21 protein-coding genes are annotated in these 16,159 nt (G+C 68.7%); 16 read left to right on the forward strand and 5 right to left on the reverse strand.

Annotated features, from left to right (window positions below; translation table 11 throughout):
* Positions 1-183: 183 nt before the first annotated feature.
* Positions 184-822 carry an RICIN domain-containing protein gene (locus ACZ5IK_RS25995; RefSeq protein WP_465490046.1) on the reverse strand — a complete coding sequence of 213 codons (639 nt, stop codon included), beginning with the start codon at positions 820-822 and terminating at the stop codon, positions 184-186.
* A gap of 280 nt (positions 823-1,102) precedes the next feature.
* Between ACZ5IK_RS25995 and ACZ5IK_RS26000 the strand changes: the two genes are divergently transcribed.
* Entirely contained in the window at positions 1,103-2,077 is a 975-nt protein-coding gene (locus ACZ5IK_RS26000; RefSeq protein WP_465490047.1) for an ArsR/SmtB family transcription factor, read from the forward strand.
* On the opposite strand, the gene ACZ5IK_RS26005 is transcribed toward ACZ5IK_RS26000, so the two are convergent.
* Positions 2,074-3,495 carry a phosphatase PAP2 family protein gene (locus tag ACZ5IK_RS26005; protein ID WP_465490048.1) on the reverse strand — a complete coding sequence of 474 codons (1,422 nt, stop codon included), beginning with the start codon at positions 3,493-3,495 and terminating at the stop codon, positions 2,074-2,076. The two genes, ACZ5IK_RS26000 and ACZ5IK_RS26005, sit on opposite strands and share 4 nt — an antisense overlap.
* A gap of 204 nt (positions 3,496-3,699) precedes the next feature.
* Here ACZ5IK_RS26005 and pafA point away from each other — a divergent pair, with 204 nt between their 5' ends.
* The 9 genes from pafA to ACZ5IK_RS26050 all read left to right on the forward strand — a co-directional run bounded on the left by pafA (position 3,700) and on the right by ACZ5IK_RS26050 (position 9,865).
* Positions 3,700-5,058, forward strand: coding sequence for a Pup--protein ligase (pafA, locus tag ACZ5IK_RS26010; protein ID WP_101607686.1), 1,359 nt, complete (start codon positions 3,700-3,702; stop codon positions 5,056-5,058).
* Positions 5,059-5,147: 89 nt separating this feature from the next.
* Positions 5,148-5,870, forward strand: a complete 723-nt coding sequence (locus tag ACZ5IK_RS26015; RefSeq protein ID WP_465490049.1) for a hypothetical protein — start codon at positions 5,148-5,150, stop codon at positions 5,868-5,870.
* Positions 5,870-6,001, forward strand: coding sequence for a hypothetical protein (locus ACZ5IK_RS26020; protein ID WP_465490050.1), 132 nt, complete (start codon positions 5,870-5,872; stop codon positions 5,999-6,001). Before ACZ5IK_RS26015 ends, ACZ5IK_RS26020 begins: the two co-directional genes overlap by 1 nt.
* 4 nt (positions 6,002-6,005) lie before the next feature.
* Positions 6,006-6,194 carry a hypothetical protein gene (locus ACZ5IK_RS26025; protein ID WP_465490051.1) on the forward strand — a complete coding sequence of 63 codons (189 nt, stop codon included), beginning with the start codon at positions 6,006-6,008 and terminating at the stop codon, positions 6,192-6,194.
* A 24-nt stretch (positions 6,195-6,218) separates the two neighbouring features.
* Positions 6,219-6,899: a hypothetical protein gene (locus tag ACZ5IK_RS26030; protein WP_465490052.1), complete on the forward strand. Its 681-nt coding sequence runs from the start codon at positions 6,219-6,221 to the stop codon at positions 6,897-6,899.
* A gap of 50 nt (positions 6,900-6,949) precedes the next feature.
* A complete protein-coding gene (locus tag ACZ5IK_RS26035; protein WP_465490053.1) occupies positions 6,950-7,456 on the forward strand; it encodes a hypothetical protein in 507 nt (168 codons plus the stop codon).
* A 76-nt stretch (positions 7,457-7,532) separates the two neighbouring features.
* Complete coding sequence (locus tag ACZ5IK_RS26040) at positions 7,533-8,576, forward strand: WD40/YVTN/BNR-like repeat-containing protein (protein ID WP_465490054.1); 1,044 nt, start codon at positions 7,533-7,535, stop codon at positions 8,574-8,576.
* Between the two features lie 12 nt (positions 8,577-8,588).
* A complete protein-coding gene (locus ACZ5IK_RS26045; protein WP_465490055.1) occupies positions 8,589-8,930 on the forward strand; it encodes an ArsR/SmtB family transcription factor in 342 nt (113 codons plus the stop codon).
* Between the two features lie 71 nt (positions 8,931-9,001).
* A complete protein-coding gene (locus ACZ5IK_RS26050) occupies positions 9,002-9,865 on the forward strand; it encodes a TIGR03620 family F420-dependent LLM class oxidoreductase (protein WP_465490056.1) in 864 nt (287 codons plus the stop codon).
* Here ACZ5IK_RS26050 and ACZ5IK_RS26055 read toward each other — a convergent pair.
* Genes ACZ5IK_RS26055 through ACZ5IK_RS26065 form a run of 3 tightly spaced genes read right to left on the reverse strand, consistent with a single transcriptional unit; the run spans position 9,862 to position 11,985 of the window.
* Entirely contained in the window at positions 9,862-10,560 is a 699-nt protein-coding gene (locus ACZ5IK_RS26055) for an SDR family oxidoreductase (protein WP_465490057.1), read from the reverse strand. The two genes, ACZ5IK_RS26050 and ACZ5IK_RS26055, sit on opposite strands and share 4 nt — an antisense overlap.
* On the reverse strand, positions 10,557-11,009 hold the full coding sequence (locus ACZ5IK_RS26060; protein WP_465490058.1) for an SRPBCC family protein: 453 nt from the start codon (positions 11,007-11,009) through the stop codon (positions 10,557-10,559). The genes ACZ5IK_RS26055 and ACZ5IK_RS26060 overlap by 4 nt, the downstream gene beginning before the upstream one ends.
* A 37-nt stretch (positions 11,010-11,046) precedes the next feature.
* Positions 11,047-11,985, reverse strand: coding sequence for an NADP-dependent oxidoreductase (locus tag ACZ5IK_RS26065; RefSeq protein ID WP_465490059.1), 939 nt, complete (start codon positions 11,983-11,985; stop codon positions 11,047-11,049).
* Positions 11,986-12,088: 103 nt separating this feature from the next.
* Between ACZ5IK_RS26065 and ACZ5IK_RS26070 the strand changes: the two genes are divergently transcribed.
* The 6 genes from ACZ5IK_RS26070 (at position 12,089) to tatC (ending at position 16,152) form a co-directional block, all read left to right on the forward strand.
* A complete protein-coding gene (locus tag ACZ5IK_RS26070) occupies positions 12,089-12,520 on the forward strand; it encodes a winged helix-turn-helix transcriptional regulator (RefSeq protein ID WP_465490098.1) in 432 nt (143 codons plus the stop codon).
* A gap of 9 nt (positions 12,521-12,529) precedes the next feature.
* On the forward strand, positions 12,530-13,510 hold the full coding sequence (locus ACZ5IK_RS26075; RefSeq protein WP_410598906.1) for a helix-turn-helix transcriptional regulator: 981 nt from the start codon (positions 12,530-12,532) through the stop codon (positions 13,508-13,510).
* The gene (locus ACZ5IK_RS26080; protein ID WP_465490060.1) at positions 13,507-14,484 is read left to right on the forward strand and encodes a helix-turn-helix transcriptional regulator; all 978 of its coding nucleotides are present in this window, start codon (positions 13,507-13,509) and stop codon (positions 14,482-14,484) included. Before ACZ5IK_RS26075 ends, ACZ5IK_RS26080 begins: the two co-directional genes overlap by 4 nt.
* A gap of 9 nt (positions 14,485-14,493) precedes the next feature.
* A complete protein-coding gene (locus tag ACZ5IK_RS26085) occupies positions 14,494-14,703 on the forward strand; it encodes a bacteriophage holin (RefSeq protein WP_465490061.1) in 210 nt (69 codons plus the stop codon).
* 37 nt (positions 14,704-14,740) lie between these two features.
* Complete coding sequence (gene tatA, locus ACZ5IK_RS26090) at positions 14,741-15,076, forward strand: Sec-independent protein translocase subunit TatA (RefSeq protein WP_101607697.1); 336 nt, start codon at positions 14,741-14,743, stop codon at positions 15,074-15,076.
* A 107-nt stretch (positions 15,077-15,183) separates the two neighbouring features.
* Positions 15,184-16,152 carry a twin-arginine translocase subunit TatC gene (tatC, locus tag ACZ5IK_RS26095; RefSeq protein WP_465490062.1) on the forward strand — a complete coding sequence of 323 codons (969 nt, stop codon included), beginning with the start codon at positions 15,184-15,186 and terminating at the stop codon, positions 16,150-16,152.
* Positions 16,153-16,159: the final 7 nt, after the last annotated feature.

The raw sequence follows: 16,159 nt of genomic DNA on the forward strand, positions 1-16,159 counted from the left end.
GGGTGGGGGGGGGGGGGGGGGGGGGGGGAGAGGGGGGGGGGGGGTGGGGGGGGGGGGGGGGGGGGGGGGGGGGGGGGGGGAGGGGGGGGGGTTTTTTTTTTTTTTTCTCCCCTCCTCCCCCCCCCCCCCCCCCCCCCCCCCCCCCCCACCGCCGGTCAGGAGCGAACCGGACCGTTCACGGCCTCAGGCGGGGCCGGTGCCCCACCACTGGCTGCGGCCACCGGCGAGGAAGCTCCACAGCTGGAGCCGCGTGCCGTTGGAGGCCGAGTTGCCCTCCGCGGTCAGGTAGCGGCCGCTGCTCGGGTTCTGGAACCGGACGTAACCCTCGGGGTTGACGGCTCCGCCCCACCACTGGTTCTTGGCACCGGGGATGTAGTCCCACAGCTGGACGATGGTGCCGTTCTGGTTGATGGTGTTGAGGTCCGCGTCCAGGTAGCGGCCGCTGGCCACGTTCTGGAAGCGGGTGTATCCCTCGGGGTTGTCGGTGATGTAGAACGCCTGCTGGTCCGCGTCGAAGTTGCAGTCCCAGACCTGCATCTTGGTGCCGTTGCGGTTGATGGTGCCCAGGTCGGCGTCCCAGCACTTGTTCGCGTCCAGCCCGGACGGGATGAGGAACATGTCCGCGTCGGCGACGCCGGCCGCCTGCGTGCGCGCGCCGGTCGAGGTGCGCTTGACCGGGATGAGCTTGATGCCGTGCACGGTGACCGTCTTGAACCCGTCGCCGGTGGGCTGCGGGGCCGCGGTGGCGGCGGGCGCGGTGGCCAGGGTCAGGACACCGGCGGCGGCGGCGATGAGGCCGGCCAGACGCTTCATTTTCATCATTTTCCCCTTTGTGGAAAGCGTTTTCTCCCAGTGAGCCGAAGGGGAACGGCAGGAGACGTCAGGCCGCGTCGAAACGCGGCCTTCGGGCCTGTCGGTGATTTCCCCTCGTGGAAGGCTCCGCGTAAACCCCCGAGAAGCGGACCTTCTGTGAACATCATTCAGGTCTGGACCACGGCCGTCGAGGAGATTTCCGGCAGCGGCAAAGAGGCAGTTCAGCGATGTAACGGAACGGCGCGGCTCGCGATCACACGGCGACGACTTCGAGCTAGGCGAGGCATCCGTGCGTATCGTGCTGACGTTGCAGGACCTGACGCGCGTCCGGCTCGCGCCCGAGGCCGATCCCTTGGCCGAACTCGTATCCAGTGTGCAAATCCTTCAGCGGCGCGATGCCGGCTCGGCGTTGTTCAACCGGTGGCGGCACCGGGTCCGGCACGGGCTGGCGGAGTCGGCATCGGTGCTGCTGTGGCTGTGCCGCCCGTACGCGCCGATCCCGCCGTTCCTCGTTCCGGACGCCGACGAAAGCGGTTTGGAGGCGGGGCTCGCGGCGGTCGCCCGGACGGGCTCGGTGTGCTTGAAGTCGGCCTTGCGGGACGCCCCGGTGAATCGGGAGCTGCCCGCCTGGGCGGCGGCATTGCCGGACGGTGACACCGCGGGGCTGCCGAAGCTCGTCCAGGCGATGCAGGACTACTTCGACCTGTCGCTGGCTCCGGGGTGGGAATCGGCACGGGCGCAGGTCGACGCGGATCGTGGGATGCGGGCACAACTGCTGCTGCACGACGGCGTGGACGCGGTGCTGACGAGTCTGCGTCCGCTGGTGCGGTGGTCGTCTCCGGTGCTGGAGGTCGGAGACGGGATCGTCGATTCCTGCGGCGCGGGTGGCGCCGGGCTGGTGATCTCGCCGACCTACTTCGCGGTCTGCCCGGTGGTCGTCCCGGCGGAGGGGGAGTCGCCGGTCCGGCTGCTGTATCCGTCGGTGCGGCAGGCGGCTCCCTCGACCGGTTACGGCCGTGACGTGCGGAGGTCGCCGGACACCGCCCTGGCCGACCTGCTCGGGCCGACCAGGGCCGCGGCGCTGGCGGTCCTGGTGGTCGGGTGCAGCACGTCGGAACTGGCCGCCAGGCTGGGAGTGACGCCGTCGGCGGTCAGCAAGCACGCCACGGTGCTGCGGCGCGCGGGGCTGATCACCACCGAACGCGACCGCAACGCCGTGCTGCACTCGCTGACGCCGCTGGGCAGCGCGCTGCTCGAAGCCTAGTTCCGGTAGATGGTCAGCGCGCTGGGCCGCGACCGGAAGCGGAAGTCGTTGCCGAGCGGGCCGACCTCGCCGTCGGTGGCCACCCGGCGGTTGCCGTTGAGCAGCCGGACGTGCAGTTCCGGGACGTCGAGTTCCTGGTACACGTGACTGGCGTTGAGGCTGTTCGTGATCGTGGCGAGGATGAACCGGGCCCGCGAGTAGGGCAGGTCGGCTCGCAGGTAGCGCACGTCGAGAAGGCCGGTGTCGAGTGCCGGGCGGTGCGAGGGCGCGAGCCCCTTCGGCGCGTAGGTGCCGTTGCCGACGAACAGCAGCCAGATGCTCGTGCTCTTGCCGTTGAGCGTCACTTCCAGCGGTTTCGCGCGCCGGAGGGTGCGGGCGAGCGCGATGGCCGCGGACGGCCACTTGGGATGCCGCTTCTGGAGCTTCTCCCTGACCCGCACCATCTCCGGGTAGCCGCCGAGGCTGGCCGTGTTGACGAAGTAGCGGTGATCGTCGTCGTCGTTGATCTCCACCTCGCCGAGGTCGACGCCGACGGCGTTCCCCGCTTCGGTGGCGGCGTCCGCGTCGGGCATCGAGCGCATGCCGACGTCACGCGCGAAGTGATTGAGGGTGCCCGCCGGGATGAGCGCGAGCGGCAGGTCGTGGTCGGCCGCGACGGCGGCCACCGCGGCGACCGTCCCGTCCCCACCGGCCACACCGAGCGCGCGCACGGTGTTGTCGCGGGCGGCGATCTCGTCGCAGAGCTGATCGCGGAGGTCCCGCTTCGAGTCCGGGTACAGGATGGTGGCCTTGGGCCAGGCGAAGCGGGCTTCCTCGGTCGGGTCCTGGCCGTCGACCCCGGAGTGCGGGTTGACCAGGACGAGCATGTCCTCACCGTCGCGCATTTCGGGCGCTTCGGCGGTGTGCGCGGTGCGGCCGGGGACGTCGGGGTTCAACGGCCACCAGTGGCGCGTGAGCAGCCCGGCGCCGACGCCGATGCCGATGCCCACGCCGACGTCACTGGGCCAGTGGACGCCGGTGTGGACCCGGGAATAGGCCACGGCGGCGGCCAGCGGCACGAGGGCCGCGCCTGCCTTGGGTGATTCCATCGCGACGGCCGTGACGAAGGCCGCCGCGGACGCCGAATGCCCGGAGGGGAACGACGACGAGGTCGGCCGCCGGACGAGGCGCCGGTGCATGGGCACCTCCTCGGCCGCGGGACGACGACGAGGGAACAGCGGCTTGCCGATCAGGTTCGCCGCGGCGCTCGCCCCGGCGATGGCGGCCACGCCGCGGAGCGCGCCCCGGCGTGTCGGGCCCTTCTTCGCCGCGAGCAGGACCGCGACACACCACCAGAGCTTGGATTTGTCCGCACTTTTGGAGAGCGAGGTGATCACCTCGTCGGCCCTGGTCCTCGGCAGCGCCGCGCTCTGCGCCATCAACCGTCGGTCGGTCCGCCCGACCTTGCGGAAAGGGCGTTTGAGCTGCTTTAACACGAGTTCCCCACTTCCGGGCCGGGATGTCATGTGCGTGATACCCGATCGGGACGTCCCGCACACCTTTCACCGAATGCAACGTACCTACCGCGTGTCGCAGCCCGAACGGCGCATCATCAGTGGGGTCTCACCGCCTACTCTGGTGGGATGCAGCGGCGGATCTTTGGCATCGAGACCGAGTTCGGGGTCACGTGCACCTTTCACGGGCAACGCAGGCTCTCTCCGGACGAAGTGGCGCGTTACCTGTTTCGGCGTGTCGTGTCCTGGGGACGTTCGTCGAACGTCTTCCTGTCGAACGGCTCGCGGCTCTACCTCGACGTGGGCTCCCATCCGGAATACGCCACGGCCGAATGCGACGACCTCGTGCAGCTGGTCACGCATGACAAGGCGGGCGAGCGGATCCTCGAGGATCTCCTGGTCGACGCCGAGCGGCGGCTGGCGGACGAGGGCATCGGCGGCGACATCTTCCTGTTCAAGAACAACACCGACTCGGCGGGCAACTCCTACGGCTGCCACGAGAACTACCTCGTGACCCGTGCGGGAGAGTTCTCCCGGATCGCCGACGTACTGCTGCCGTTCCTCGTGACCCGGCAGCTGATCTGCGGCGCGGGCAAGGTGCTGCAGACGCCCCGCGGGGCGGTGTACTGCCTGTCCCAGCGAGCGGAACACATCTGGGAAGGCGTCTCGAGCGCGACGACGCGTTCTCGTCCGATCATCAACACCCGCGACGAGCCGCACGCCGACGCCGAGCGGTATCGGCGCCTGCACGTGATCGTCGGCGACTCGAACATGGCCGAACCGACCACCCTGCTCAAGGTCGGATCGGCGAACCTGGTGCTGGAGATGATCGAGGCGGGCGTCCAGTTCCGCGACTTCACGCTGGACAACCCGATAAGGGCGATCCGCGAGATCAGCCACGACCTCACCGGCCGCCGCCAGGTGCGGCTCGCCGGCGGTCGCGAGGCGTCCGCGCTGGACATCCAGCGGGAGTACCACGCCCGTGCCGTCCAGCACGTCAAGGAGACCGGCTCCTCGCCGCAGTCCGAGCGTGTCGTCGAGCTGTGGGGCCGGGCGCTGGAGGCGGTGGAGCAGCAGGACTTCAGCAAGATCGACACCGAGATCGACTGGGCGATCAAGCACCGGCTGGTCGAGCGCTACCGCGCCAAGCACGACCTCGACCTGTCGAGCCCGCGGATCGCGCAGCTCGACCTGGCCTACCACGACATCCGGCGCGGTCGCGGCATCTTCGACCTGCTGCAGCGCAAGGGCCTCGTGCGCCGGGTCACCGACGACGGCGAGATCGAACTGGCCAAGGACACCCCGCCGCAGACCACGCGGGCGAAGCTGCGCGGTGACTTCATCGCCGCCGCGCAGGCCGCCGGACGTGACTTCACCGTGGACTGGGTGCACCTCAAGCTGAACGACCAGGCTCAGCGGACAGTGCTGTGCAAGGACCCGTTCCGCTCCGTGGACGAACGGGTCGAAAGGCTCATCTCCTCGCTCTGATCGACACCCGGCTCAGAACCGGCTGATACGCGAACATCACTCCGAGTACTGTGTTGATCGCTGTTGGTTCTGAGCCGGGGAGGGCGAGGATGGACGACGAGCGATGGGCCTTCGAGGACGAGCTGGAACAGGACGACGATCCACCGCGGTCGTCATCCACTGAGCCGGTTCCGGAGGAGGACCGGATCAGCGGGCAGGATCAAGACGGTGCCGTCACCGTGGTCGTGTCACCGGACGCCGACGTCCTCTCAGTGGTCCTCGCGCGAGAGTGGAAACAGTCGGTAGATCCGCGCGGCCTTCACAGTGCCGTGACGGCGGCGGCGAACGCCGCCACCATCGCCGCTTTGGGCCGGCAGGTGGACGATGTCGCCCGCAATCCGCCTGCCATGCCGACCTTCGGTGCGACACCCGCGTCCGCCGCTGATGAGTCGCCTCTCGGTACTCAAGACATGCTTCGCCTGGTGGACGCCGCGACCGCCGAGCTGGCGCAGTTCACCCAGCGCGCCGCCACGGTCGTCAACCGCCCCATCACTGTTGAGAGTGGCGGCGGCCATGTCCGCGGCGAGGTGACCAACGGGCAGATCGTCGCCATGGAGATCGATCCGTCGTGGGTGGCGCAGGTGCGGACAGGCGAGATCGAGAGCGAAATCCTCGACGTGCTCCGTCAGCTTCGCAGGGCGAGTGCTCCGCCGGGCCTCGCCGATGGTCCGCAAGGTCCCGCGATCGCCGAGCTCATGGGGCTGCTCTTCGACCCGCACCGGATGGCGCGCCGCGTCGGCCTCGAACCGTCGATCAGCAGGGAGCAGCGGTAATGGCGGACGCTTACGACATCGCGCTGGCGCTGGACGCGCTTCGTTCCGACGCGGATCTGTGGGATGCGGCCGCGGACGATCTCGCCCCTCCTCGGGCGGCGATCGATCCGTTGGGCCTGACGCCAACGTGAGGTCATGTCCTACGCGACGGCGAAAGGGCTCGACAAGCAATACAACCAGGCCCGCGCCCTCATCCAGGACATGATCGACCAGGCCGGGAGCAACTTTCACGCGCTGTCTTCCAGCTTGCGCGCGGCCGCCGACCGGTATGCGCACGACGAAGACCAGCACGTGCTCGACATCGATCGCGCCGGCCGCGGCTGACGACTCACTCGAGGGGAATCCACCATGACGACCGCTGGAGCGAATCCGGTCATCGATGAGTCGATGGAAAAGCTTCGTGAGATCGAAGACAAGATCCGTGAGTTGTTCGACCAGGTGAACAGCGTGATGAGCTGGGTGCCGGACGTCCTCTCGGACCTGATCGAACCCGTCCGCCGGGTCATGAACGAGCAAGTAGCCGCCGAGTGGTCGGAGCGGATCGGCAACAGCATCGGCGAGATCGCCGGTTCGGTGTCCCTGGACAAGCTCAAGACGAACATCGAATGGAGTGGCAAGGCTGCCGAGACTTACAAGGCCACAGTGCCGGCTCAAGTCGCGGGGCTGAACTCGCTCAAGGATCTGGGATTGCAGATCCGGAACTCGCTCGTCAACCTCGCCAACGGCCTCGAGAGCTTTTGGATCCAGATATACGGAACCCTCGCGGGGCTGGCCATCGCTACCGCCGCAGCCGTTGTCAGTGCCATCTCCGTGGTCGGAATTCCGGCCGCGGTCGTCATTTTGATCGGAGTGATCGGCGCGGGTATCGCTTCGATCTTCACCACCATCAGCGCGGTTGATTCGCTTACCAACAGCATCGGTGCGGAACAGGCCGCGATTCTGGACAAGGTCACTGCGCTGGGGAACACCTGGCCCAGGACCAACACCGAATCGATGTCGCATTCGACGGACTGGAAACGGCAGTCGTGACGTACCCGACCGTGTGGCCAACGGAGCCCTATCGGTGGCTGCCGCCGGGTATGATCGGCAACGTCCGGGAAATCGCCATCAGTCTCGGTGGTGGGACGAGCGTTGTCGGTTTGGTTCTCGTGGCAGTGATACAAATAGAGGGGCGAATTCTACCGACATCGAGTGATGGTGCCAATGTCGTCACGATGGGAATGGCGACTTTCGCCGCAGCTGCGCTGCTGTTGTCGGGTATCGCGATGATGACGTCACGGTCGCTCGTGAGAACCGGCTATGTGGAGACGAAAGGCGCCATCCTCCTGCGAGGAGTCGAAGCGGGTTTGTGTGTCGGAGCGATATTCGCGTTGGCGATTTTCTTGATTTTTTATGTCTCGGGGGTTGCCGGTTCCGGTCGATACGATGCGAAAGATCGAATAGAATTCACGCCCGGCATCGTGATGTACACACTCTTGCCGGTGCTCGCCACGATCCTGACCATCGTCAACCTCGTCGTCGCCCACCGCTTGCTCTTCCCGACCGTCGAGAAGGTCCAGAAGCATCTTGCCCGGGAGTCCGGCTGACGCGGGTCTCGCCAGGCCGCCGTCGGCCAGGCTAGGGTGACCCGCGCGATTCTTCGACCGAGGGAGAGGTGCGCCGATGCGCCGTGCGTTGCTGGTCCTGCTGGGAGCGGTCGTCCCGCTGGCGTTCACCGGCGTCGCGCACGCCGCGCCGGAATGCCCCGACCCCGCGTGGACGGAGACCCCGACCGGCACGGACTCGCAGTTGCGCGGGCTCTCCGCGGTGGACTCCCGCACGGCCTGGGTCAGCGGCAGCAAGGGCACCGTCCTGCGCACCACCGACCGTGGCCGCACCTGGAAGCCCGTCGCCCCGCCCGGAACCGAAGCGCTCGACTTCCGTGACATCGAGGCCTTCGACGCCGATCACGCGGTCGCCCTGTCCATCGGGCCCGGTGACGCGTCCCGGATCTACCGCACCGACAACGGCGGCAAGAGCTGGCGACTGTCCTTCCAGAACAGTGACCCCGCCGCCTTCTACGACTGCATCGCGTTCTTCGACCACCGTCGCGGCCTCGCGATGAGTGACCCGGTGGACGGGAAGTTCCGGTTGCAGTCCACTTCGGACGGCGGCCGCAGTTGGAAGCCCGTGCCCGCCGAGGGCATGGTTCCCGCGCTGGAAGGCGAGTTCGGGTTCGCCGCCAGCGGACAGTGCGTCACGACGTCGGGTCCCCGCGACGCTTGGATCGCGACGGGCGGCGGGGCACGCGCGCGGGTCCTGCATTCCGGCGACGGCGGGAGGACCTGGGAAGCCGCCGACACGCCGTTGCCCAGCGGTGCCTCCGCCGGGGTCTTCTCGGTGACGTTCCGGGATCCGCGGCACGGCGTGGCCATCGGCGGCGACTACGCGGCGCCGAACGCACCCGGTCCCGCGGTCGCGCTCAGCGCGGACAAGGGACGCACCTGGCGGACACCGCCGGAGGCCCCGGTCGGCTACCGCTCCGGTCTGGCCTGGCTGGGGAACACGGTCATCGCCGTCGGCCCCGGCGGGAGCGATCTGAGCCCGGACGGCGGACGGCACTGGCAGTCGTTCGACACCGGATCGCTGGACTCGGTCGACTGCGCCCGCGGCGCGTGCTGGGCGAGCGGGGCGAAGGGCCGGGCAGCCCGGCTCACCGCCGGTTAAGCTCGAAGGACCATGACCGCACATGCCGAACCCGCCCAAGACACCACCGAGCACCTGGTCGAGGTGCTGAAGGCGCTCGCCAACCCGGTCCGGCTCCAGGTGCTCGGCTGGCTGCGCGAACCGGACCGGCATTTTTCGCCGGAGAAGGCGATCGCCGACCAGAACGAGGTCGGCGTCTGCGTCAGTCACCTCCAGGAGAAGCTCGGGCTCGCGCAGTCGACGGTGTCGGCGTACATGGCGTTGCTGCAGCGCGCCGGGCTCGTCCGGTCCACCAGGGTGGGGAAGTGGACGCACTACCGGCGTGACGAACAGCGGATCGCCCAGCTCGTCGACCTGCTCGGACGCTCCATCTGAGCCTCCTCGGGAATAACATATCGAGAATCTGCGATACTGCGATATGTTGTACTCGACTTGAGGAGAGACAGATGGAACTGGGGCGTTTCGGGATCTGGACGTTCGACTTCGAGGATCAGCCCGCGAGCCTGCTGCGGGATTCGGTACGGGAACTGGAAGAACTCGGCTGGCCCGCGATCTGGATCCCGGAACGGGACGGCCGGGAAGCGTTGACCCACGCCGGATTCCTGCTGGCGTCCACCGAGCGGATCTCCGTCGTCAACGGGATCGCGCGCATCGATTCCCGTGGCGCGCGCTGGACGCACGGCGCGGCGCTCTTGTTCGCCGACGCCTTCCCTGGCCGGCATGTCCTGGGGCTCGGCTTCGGCGGTGCGCGTCCCGGCGTCAAACCGCTGGAGGCGATGGGCGGCTACCTCGACGAACTCGACACCGTCACCAGCGCGAACCCGCTGCCCGCGGCTCCGATCCGGCGGCTGCTGGCCGCGTACGGGCCGAAGATGCTCGAACTGGCCCGAGACCGTTCCGAGGGCGCGCACACCTATCACGTGACGGTGCCGCATACCGCCCAGGCGAGGGAAGTGCTGGGGGACAAGGCCTTCCTCGGCGTCGAGCACGCGGTCCTGTTCGAGACCGACCCGGGCAAGGCGCGCGAGATCGCCCGTGCGCACCTGCACCCGTACCTCACGTCGCAGTACAACGTCGCCAAGTATCTCCGCCTCGGCTACACCGAGGCCGACATCGACGGCGGCCGCGGCAGCGATCGGCTCGTCGACGATCTCGTGTTCTGGGGCGACCTCGACACCGTCGTCGCGAAGCTTCACGGCCACCTCGACGCCGGCGCCGACCACGTCGGGATCCAGGTCGTCGGGATCGCACCCGGCGAGTCGGCGATGCCGTACTGGCGGCGGCTGGCCGAAGCGCTGCTGCCGCGCTAGCGGAGCTGGCCGGTCGGGCGGACCACGATCTCGTTGACGTCGACCGAGGGCGGTTGCTCCAGCGCGTAGAGCACCGCCCTCGCGATGTCGTCGGGTTCCAGTTTCGGCTTGGACTTCGAGTCCTCGGGGATCATCGAGGTGTCGACCAGCCCCGGCTGGACCACGGTGACCCGGACGCCGGTGCCGATGGCCTCCTCGCGAATGGACCCGGCGAGCCCGGTCACCGCCCATTTCGTCGCCGAATAGAGGTTCCCCGGCCGGTGGTAGCGCCCGGCGACCGAACCGGTGAGCACGAGGTGCCCCTTCGATTCCGCCAGCGACGGCAGGGTCGCCCGCGCGGTGAGGGCGGTGCCGTAGACGTTGGTCAGCACCATGTCCCGCCACTGTTCGGGGTCCGCGCCGCCGTCGCCGAAGAACGAGACCACGACGCTCTGCCCCGCGTTGGCGAACACCGCGTCCAGGCGGCCGAAGGTCTCCTTCACCGTCTCCACGGCGGAGGACAGCGACTCCCAGTCGGTGACGTCCACCGCGAGCGCGAGGGCGCAATCCTCGCCGAACTCGGTGACGAGGGGGAGCAGTGCCTCGCGGTCGCGGGAGAGCAGCGCCAGCCGGAACCCGGCCGCCGCGGCCCGGCGTGCGGTGGCTTCGCCGAGGCCGCGGGAGGCGCCGGTGATCAGCAGTACTCGATCGTTCATGACTCCAAACTAGGCGGCGCGTAGGTGTCCCACTCGGGCACCGGTTCGCCGGCGAGGGAGGCGCCGAGCCGGTCGAGGTAGAAGTGCCAGCCCTTGAGGATGTCCGAGGTGTCCCAATCGGTCTTGGGCAGGTGGTGCACGAAGTCGAGCACTGTGCCGTCGCCTCGCGGGCTCAGGGTCAGTTCCACCCGCCACGCGGGCTGATCGGTCACGCCGAGGTCGACCACCAGTCGTTTCGGTGGATCGCACTCGCGGATGACGGCGGGGCCCGGTTCGGAGCCCTCTTCCGCGGTCATCAGCAGCATGATCGTGTTGCCGACCCCGGCCTCGCCGGTCCACGTGCCGATCCAGCGGGCCGTTCGCTCGGACTCGGTGAGCGCCGACCAGACGTCTTCGATCGGGTCCGGGTACTCGCGCCGGAGTTCGAGCCGGGTCTCTTCGCCGTCCATGAGGAGAAGATAACCTTGGGCTTAATTAAGCGTCAACTTATTCTTCGATCAGGACCAGCCGCCCGCGGAGGCCACCCGCCGCGAGGCGCTCGTGTGCCTTCGCCGCCTCGTGCAAGGGCAAGGTCTCCGCGACACGCAGGGCGAGCACGCCGTCGTCGACCTGAGTCGCGAGTCCGGCCAGCGCGGCGCCGTCCGCGCGGATCCAGACGTGCTCGACCTTGATGCCGCGCAAGGGGATGGGCGCCGCTCCGGCCGCGAACACCACGAACCGCCCACGGTTCGTCACGGCGTCCAGGGCTTCGAGTCCGAGCAGTGCGGTGTCGAGCGCAGCATCGACGCCACCAGGGATCTCGGCCCGCACACGGTCGGCGAGGAAGTCGCCGCGAGGCACGAAGACCTCGGCCCCGAAGCCGCGAACCACTGCTTCGTCGGCGGAACCGGCGACCGCGACCACCCGGAAACCGCGCGCCTTGGCCAACGTGACCGCGTAGCCGCCGACAGCGCCCGCCGCGCCGGTCACCAGGACCGTCGCTCCCGGCGGCAGATCGAGCAGATCGAGTGCCTGTACCGCGGTGAGACCGTTCAGCGGCAACGTCGCGGCCTCCACAGTGGACACCGTCCGCGGGGCGGCGGCGATCGCGGCCGCGTCGAGGACGACGAACTCGGCGTACGTGCCGAGCGCGGCCGACGGCCGGTCCCGCAGGCCGATCACGGCTTCACCCTCGGCGAACCCGGTGACACCGTCGCCCACCGCGTCGACCGTCCCCGCCACGTCCCAGCCGATGCCGAGCACCTCGCGCGGCGGGATGATCCCCGCCTCGGTCAGGAAACCCGACCGGGTCGCGGCGTCGACCGGGTTCACCGCGGCCGCGGCCACCTTCACCCGCACCTGACCGAAACCCGGTACCGGCACCGGGATCTCGGCGAGTTCCAGGACTTCCGGACCGCCGAACCGGCGGACCACCACAGCACGCATCGTTCTCCTCCAAGGGGTCGTTCACCGCGAACGTAGGGGGAGTTACTCTCCATCGGGAAGTACGCACCTCGAGGTGCCCAACCCACGCGGAGGTACGGCGACCGTGGTCACGCGCACGGCACAGGAACGGCGGGACGAGGAGAAACGGGCCTACGACGCCTACCTCGCGGCCTGCCCGGCCCGGAAGCTGCTCGACGAGGTCTCGGGCAAATGGGTCAGTCTCGTCCTCGTCGCCCTCGGCGACGGCCCCCAGCGCTACAGCGACCTCTCCCGGCGGATCGCCGGTGTCAGCCAGAAGATGCTCACGCAGACGCTGCGGACCCTGGAACGGGACGGTCTGCTGACCCGCACCGTCACGCCGTGTGTGCCGGTTCGCGTGGACTACGAACTGACCGAACTCGGCCGGAGTCTCCTGCGGCTCGTGGCCGGGATCAAGGACTGGGCCGAGACGAGGTTCGACGAAGTGGAGAGCGCCAGGGATCGTTATGACGCGCGATCGGCGGCTCTCACCATCGGGTCGGACGGCGCGGGCTAGGGTAACCGGGTGTCCACCGCACGCGCCGAACGATTGGTCAACCTGGTTCTGGCCCTCCTGTCCACCCGGCAGTACCTCACCGCCGAGCGGATCCGGGGCATCGTGCCCGGGTATGCCGACGCGGCCAGCGACGAGGCCTACTTCCGCATGTTCGAGCGCGACAAGACCGAACTGCGCGAACTCGGCATCCCGCTGGAGACCGGGCGCAACTCCGCGTTCGACGCGATCGACGGCTACCGCATCGCTCGCCGCGACTACGAACTCGGCGAAATCGACCTCGCGCCCGACGAAGCGACCGCGGTCGGTCTCGCCGTCCGCCTCTGGGATTCACCGGAACTGACCGGAGAAGCACAGGGCGCGCTGGTGAAGCTCCGCGCCGCCGGGGTCGAAGTCGACGACCACGCGCCGACCGTCGTCGAGCCCCGTGTCCGGGCCGAACCGGCGTTCGGCCCGCTGCTCGCCGCCGTCCAGGCCGGGCAGGCGGTGCGCTTCGAGTACCGGCGCAGCGGTTCGGCCGAACGCAAGATCCGCACCCTCGAACCGTGGGGCGTGGTGTCCTGGCGAGGCCGTTGGTACGTCGTCGGGCACGACAGGGACCGTGGCGCGTCCCGGTGTTTCCGTCTCTCGCGGGTGACCGGGAAGGTCGCGGCCTTCGGCGAATGCGGCGTCGTCGAGCGCCCGGAAGGGGTCAACCTGCTGCGGATGGTTTCGGCCAGCAGCAGTGAGGACCCGTCCGCGCCGACCACGGCGAGCGTCTGGGTCGCCGATGGCCGTGCCGCCGGTGTCCGCCGTCGCGGCCGGGTGGTCGGCCGCAGCGACGCCGGGGGAGAAGAAGGCGACCTCGTGGAGATCGAGCTGTACTACCCCGAATCCGCCGCGGACTGGCTCACCGCCCACGGCCCGGACGTCCTGGTCCTCGAGCCCGAGGTCCTCGCGAAGTCGGTTTTCAGCCGTCTCGAGGCCATCGCGCATGCGGGCGGTGCCCGATGAGCGCCACCGGACGGATGCCGCGCCTGCTCGCGCTCGTGCCGTACCTGCTCGCCCGGCCGGGTATCAAGATCACCGACGCCGCCCACGACTTCGACGTCACGCCCAAACAGCTGCGCAAGGATCTCGAGCTGCTCTGGATGTGCGGGCTGCCGGGCTACGGCCCCGGCGACCTGATCGACCTCTCCTTCGAGGGCGACACGATCGTCGTCACGCACGACGCAGGCATGAACCGCCCGCTGCGGCTCACCGGCGGCGAGGCGACGGCGATGCTCGTCGCGCTGCGGGCACTGGCCGAGACGCCCGGCGTGCTCGACGCCGACGCCGTCCGCCGTGCCATCGCGAAGATCGAGGTCGCCGCGGGGCAGGCCCAGCCGTCCGGGATCGTCGTCGGTGGGGGAGTCCGCGAAGGCAAGAAGACCGCCGGCACCCGCGAAGCCGTCCGGGCCGCTCTCACGGCGAAGCGGGCGTTGCGGATCCGGTACTACACCGCGTCGAAGGACGAGATCACCGAACGCACCGTCGACCCGATGCGGCTGCTCATCGTCCAGGCTGTCGGCTACCTCGAAGCATGGTGCCGCCGCGCCGAGGACGTCCGCCTGTTCCGGCTCGACCGCATCGACGAGCTCACCGTGCTCGACGAACCCGCCGTCCCGCCCGCGCACGCCCGGCCGACCGACATTTCCGACGGCGTCTTCCGGCCGCGTCCCGATCAGCAGGAAGCCGTTCTCGTGCTCGACCCGGACACACGCTGGGTAGCCGAGTACTACCCCTGCGAGGAACTCGCCGAGCTCGACGGCGGGCGCCTGCGGATCCGGATGCGGTACGCGGACGAATCGTGGATGGTCCGGCTGATCCTCGGTCTCGGTGGGGACGCGCAGGTCGAAAGCCCCGCCACGCTCGCGGAGGCGGTTCGTCGACGAGCGGCCGACGCGCTGGCGCGGGCTCGTCACCTAACGTCAACCTACGAGCAGTAGGGTGACGCCGTGTCGTACCTGCCGAGCATCGTGCTCGCCGCCGCCGGGCTCATCGTGCTCTTTGTTCTGCTAATCAAATTACGCAGAGTCTTGCGCGTGCTCACCCATACGATGAGCATGGTGGCTACGAACACCCGAAAACGGACAGGGCTGCTCCGCGCCCGATCGGCCGCGCTCCGCGTGGCGATCGCGCAACGACGTGGGCTCGAAGACCGGTAACATCTCACACAGAGACTCGAGAAGGAGGCCGCAAACGATGAACGCGCTGCAGCCGTGGCACATCATCATCCTGGTGCTCGTCGTTGTTCTGCTGTTCGGCGCCAAGAGGCTTCCGGACGCCGCGCGGTCCATCGGCAAGTCCATGAAGATCTTCAAGGCCGAGACCAAGGACATGGCCGGGGACAAGGACAAGGCCGCCGAGACCGAGGAGGTCGAGACCAAGCAGCTGCCGCAGGCCACCACGCCCGCGCCCGCCGCCTCGACGGCGCAGGACAAGCAGGTCGCCGACCTCCAGCGTCAGCTCGACGAACTCAAGAAGCAGCAGGCCCCCACGCCCGCACCGGCTGAGCAGGCGCAGAAGAACGCCAGCTGATCGGTTAGCCGGCACGGTCTCAGCAAGCCCAGCGGAGCCTGTTCGCGGATGAGCGCGCCGAAGTCACGGCGCGCTCATGGTGGACCCTGACGAGAACGGACTGTTCAGTGGCGGATTCCGCCTCCGGTGAGGAACGCCGCGGGTCGAAGCGGCGCAAGCGCAGCCGTCGCGGCAACCCCGACGGCACGATGACGCTCATCGAGCACATCTACGAGTTCCGGCGCCGTCTGGGCTTCGCGCTGCTCGCTCTCGTCGTCGGCGGAATCTTCGGCTTCATCTGGTTCCAGACGACGCTGGGCCCTGTTCCATCGCTGGGCAAGCTGCTGGTCGATCCTTACTGCGCCATTCCCGCGGACCGCCGGTTCGGCGGGAGCGAAGGCGAGTGCAAGCTTCTGCAGACCGTGCCCTTCGAAGCGTTCATGACGCAGTTGAAGGTCGGTCTCGCGGGCGGCGCGGTCCTGCTTTCACCGGTGTGGCTCTATCAGATCTGGGCGTTCATCGCGCCCGGCCTCTACTCGAAGGAGCGCAAGTACGCGCTCACCTTCGTCGCCTTCGCGTCGGCACTGTTCGCCGCGGGCGCCGTGCTGGCGTACCTCCTCGTCCCGCACGCTCTCGCACTGCTGATGAACTTCGGTGGAGACCAGTTCATCACCGCGCTCACCGCGGACAAGTACGTTTCGTTCATCCTGTCGCTGCTGGTGATCTTCGGCGTCAGCTTCGAACTCCCGCTGCTCGTGGTGATGCTGAACCGCGTCGGCGTCCTGAAGTACCAGATGCTGAAGAAGTGGCGTCGCGGCCTGATCATGGTCGTGTTCGTCTTCGCCGCGTTCGCCACGCCCGGCTCCGACCCCTTCTCGATGCTCGCACTGGCGGGCGCGCTGGTGGTGCTCCTGGAGCTGTCCATCCAGATCGCGCGCTTCCACGACCGCAGGCTCGACAAGGAACGCGGCACCGAGGGCTGGGACAAGCTCGACGACGACGAGGCCGCGCCGTTCGACTACACGCCGAGCAAGATCGACGACGAGCCTTCCGCCGCGACCGGTGGCAAGCGGACCAGCACCGACGACGTCACCTGATCCCGGG

The organism is Amycolatopsis sp. NPDC031561 (genome assembly GCF_055580625.1).

Bases quoted from the DNA above. Each gene is read 5' to 3' on its own strand.
- ACZ5IK_RS25995 (WP_465490046.1), bottom strand. From the start codon at position 822: ATGATGAAAATGAAGCGTCTGGCCGGCCTCATCGCCGCCGCCGCCGGT.
- ACZ5IK_RS26005 (WP_465490048.1), bottom strand. From the start codon at position 3,495: ATGGCGCAGAGCGCGGCGCTGCCGAGGACCAGGGCCGACGAGGTGATC.
- pafA (WP_101607686.1), top strand. From the start codon at position 3,700: ATGCAGCGGCGGATCTTTGGCATCGAGACCGAGTTCGGGGTCACGTGC.
- ACZ5IK_RS26015 (WP_465490049.1), top strand. From the start codon at position 5,148: ATGGACGACGAGCGATGGGCCTTCGAGGACGAGCTGGAACAGGACGAC.
- ACZ5IK_RS26020 (WP_465490050.1), top strand. From the start codon at position 5,870: ATGGCGGACGCTTACGACATCGCGCTGGCGCTGGACGCGCTTCGTTCC.
- ACZ5IK_RS26025 (WP_465490051.1), top strand. From the start codon at position 6,006: ATGTCCTACGCGACGGCGAAAGGGCTCGACAAGCAATACAACCAGGCC.
- ACZ5IK_RS26030 (WP_465490052.1), top strand. From the start codon at position 6,219: ATGACGACCGCTGGAGCGAATCCGGTCATCGATGAGTCGATGGAAAAG.
- ACZ5IK_RS26035 (WP_465490053.1), top strand. From the start codon at position 6,950: ATGATCGGCAACGTCCGGGAAATCGCCATCAGTCTCGGTGGTGGGACG.
- ACZ5IK_RS26040 (WP_465490054.1), top strand. From the start codon at position 7,533: ATGCGCCGTGCGTTGCTGGTCCTGCTGGGAGCGGTCGTCCCGCTGGCG.
- ACZ5IK_RS26045 (WP_465490055.1), top strand. From the start codon at position 8,589: ATGACCGCACATGCCGAACCCGCCCAAGACACCACCGAGCACCTGGTC.
- ACZ5IK_RS26050 (WP_465490056.1), top strand. From the start codon at position 9,002: ATGGAACTGGGGCGTTTCGGGATCTGGACGTTCGACTTCGAGGATCAG.
- ACZ5IK_RS26055 (WP_465490057.1), bottom strand. From the start codon at position 10,560: ATGAACGATCGAGTACTGCTGATCACCGGCGCCTCCCGCGGCCTCGGC.
- ACZ5IK_RS26060 (WP_465490058.1), bottom strand. From the start codon at position 11,009: ATGGACGGCGAAGAGACCCGGCTCGAACTCCGGCGCGAGTACCCGGAC.
- ACZ5IK_RS26065 (WP_465490059.1), bottom strand. From the start codon at position 11,985: ATGCGTGCTGTGGTGGTCCGCCGGTTCGGCGGTCCGGAAGTCCTGGAA.
- ACZ5IK_RS26080 (WP_465490060.1), top strand. From the start codon at position 13,507: ATGAGCGCCACCGGACGGATGCCGCGCCTGCTCGCGCTCGTGCCGTAC.
- tatA (WP_101607697.1), top strand. From the start codon at position 14,741: ATGAACGCGCTGCAGCCGTGGCACATCATCATCCTGGTGCTCGTCGTT.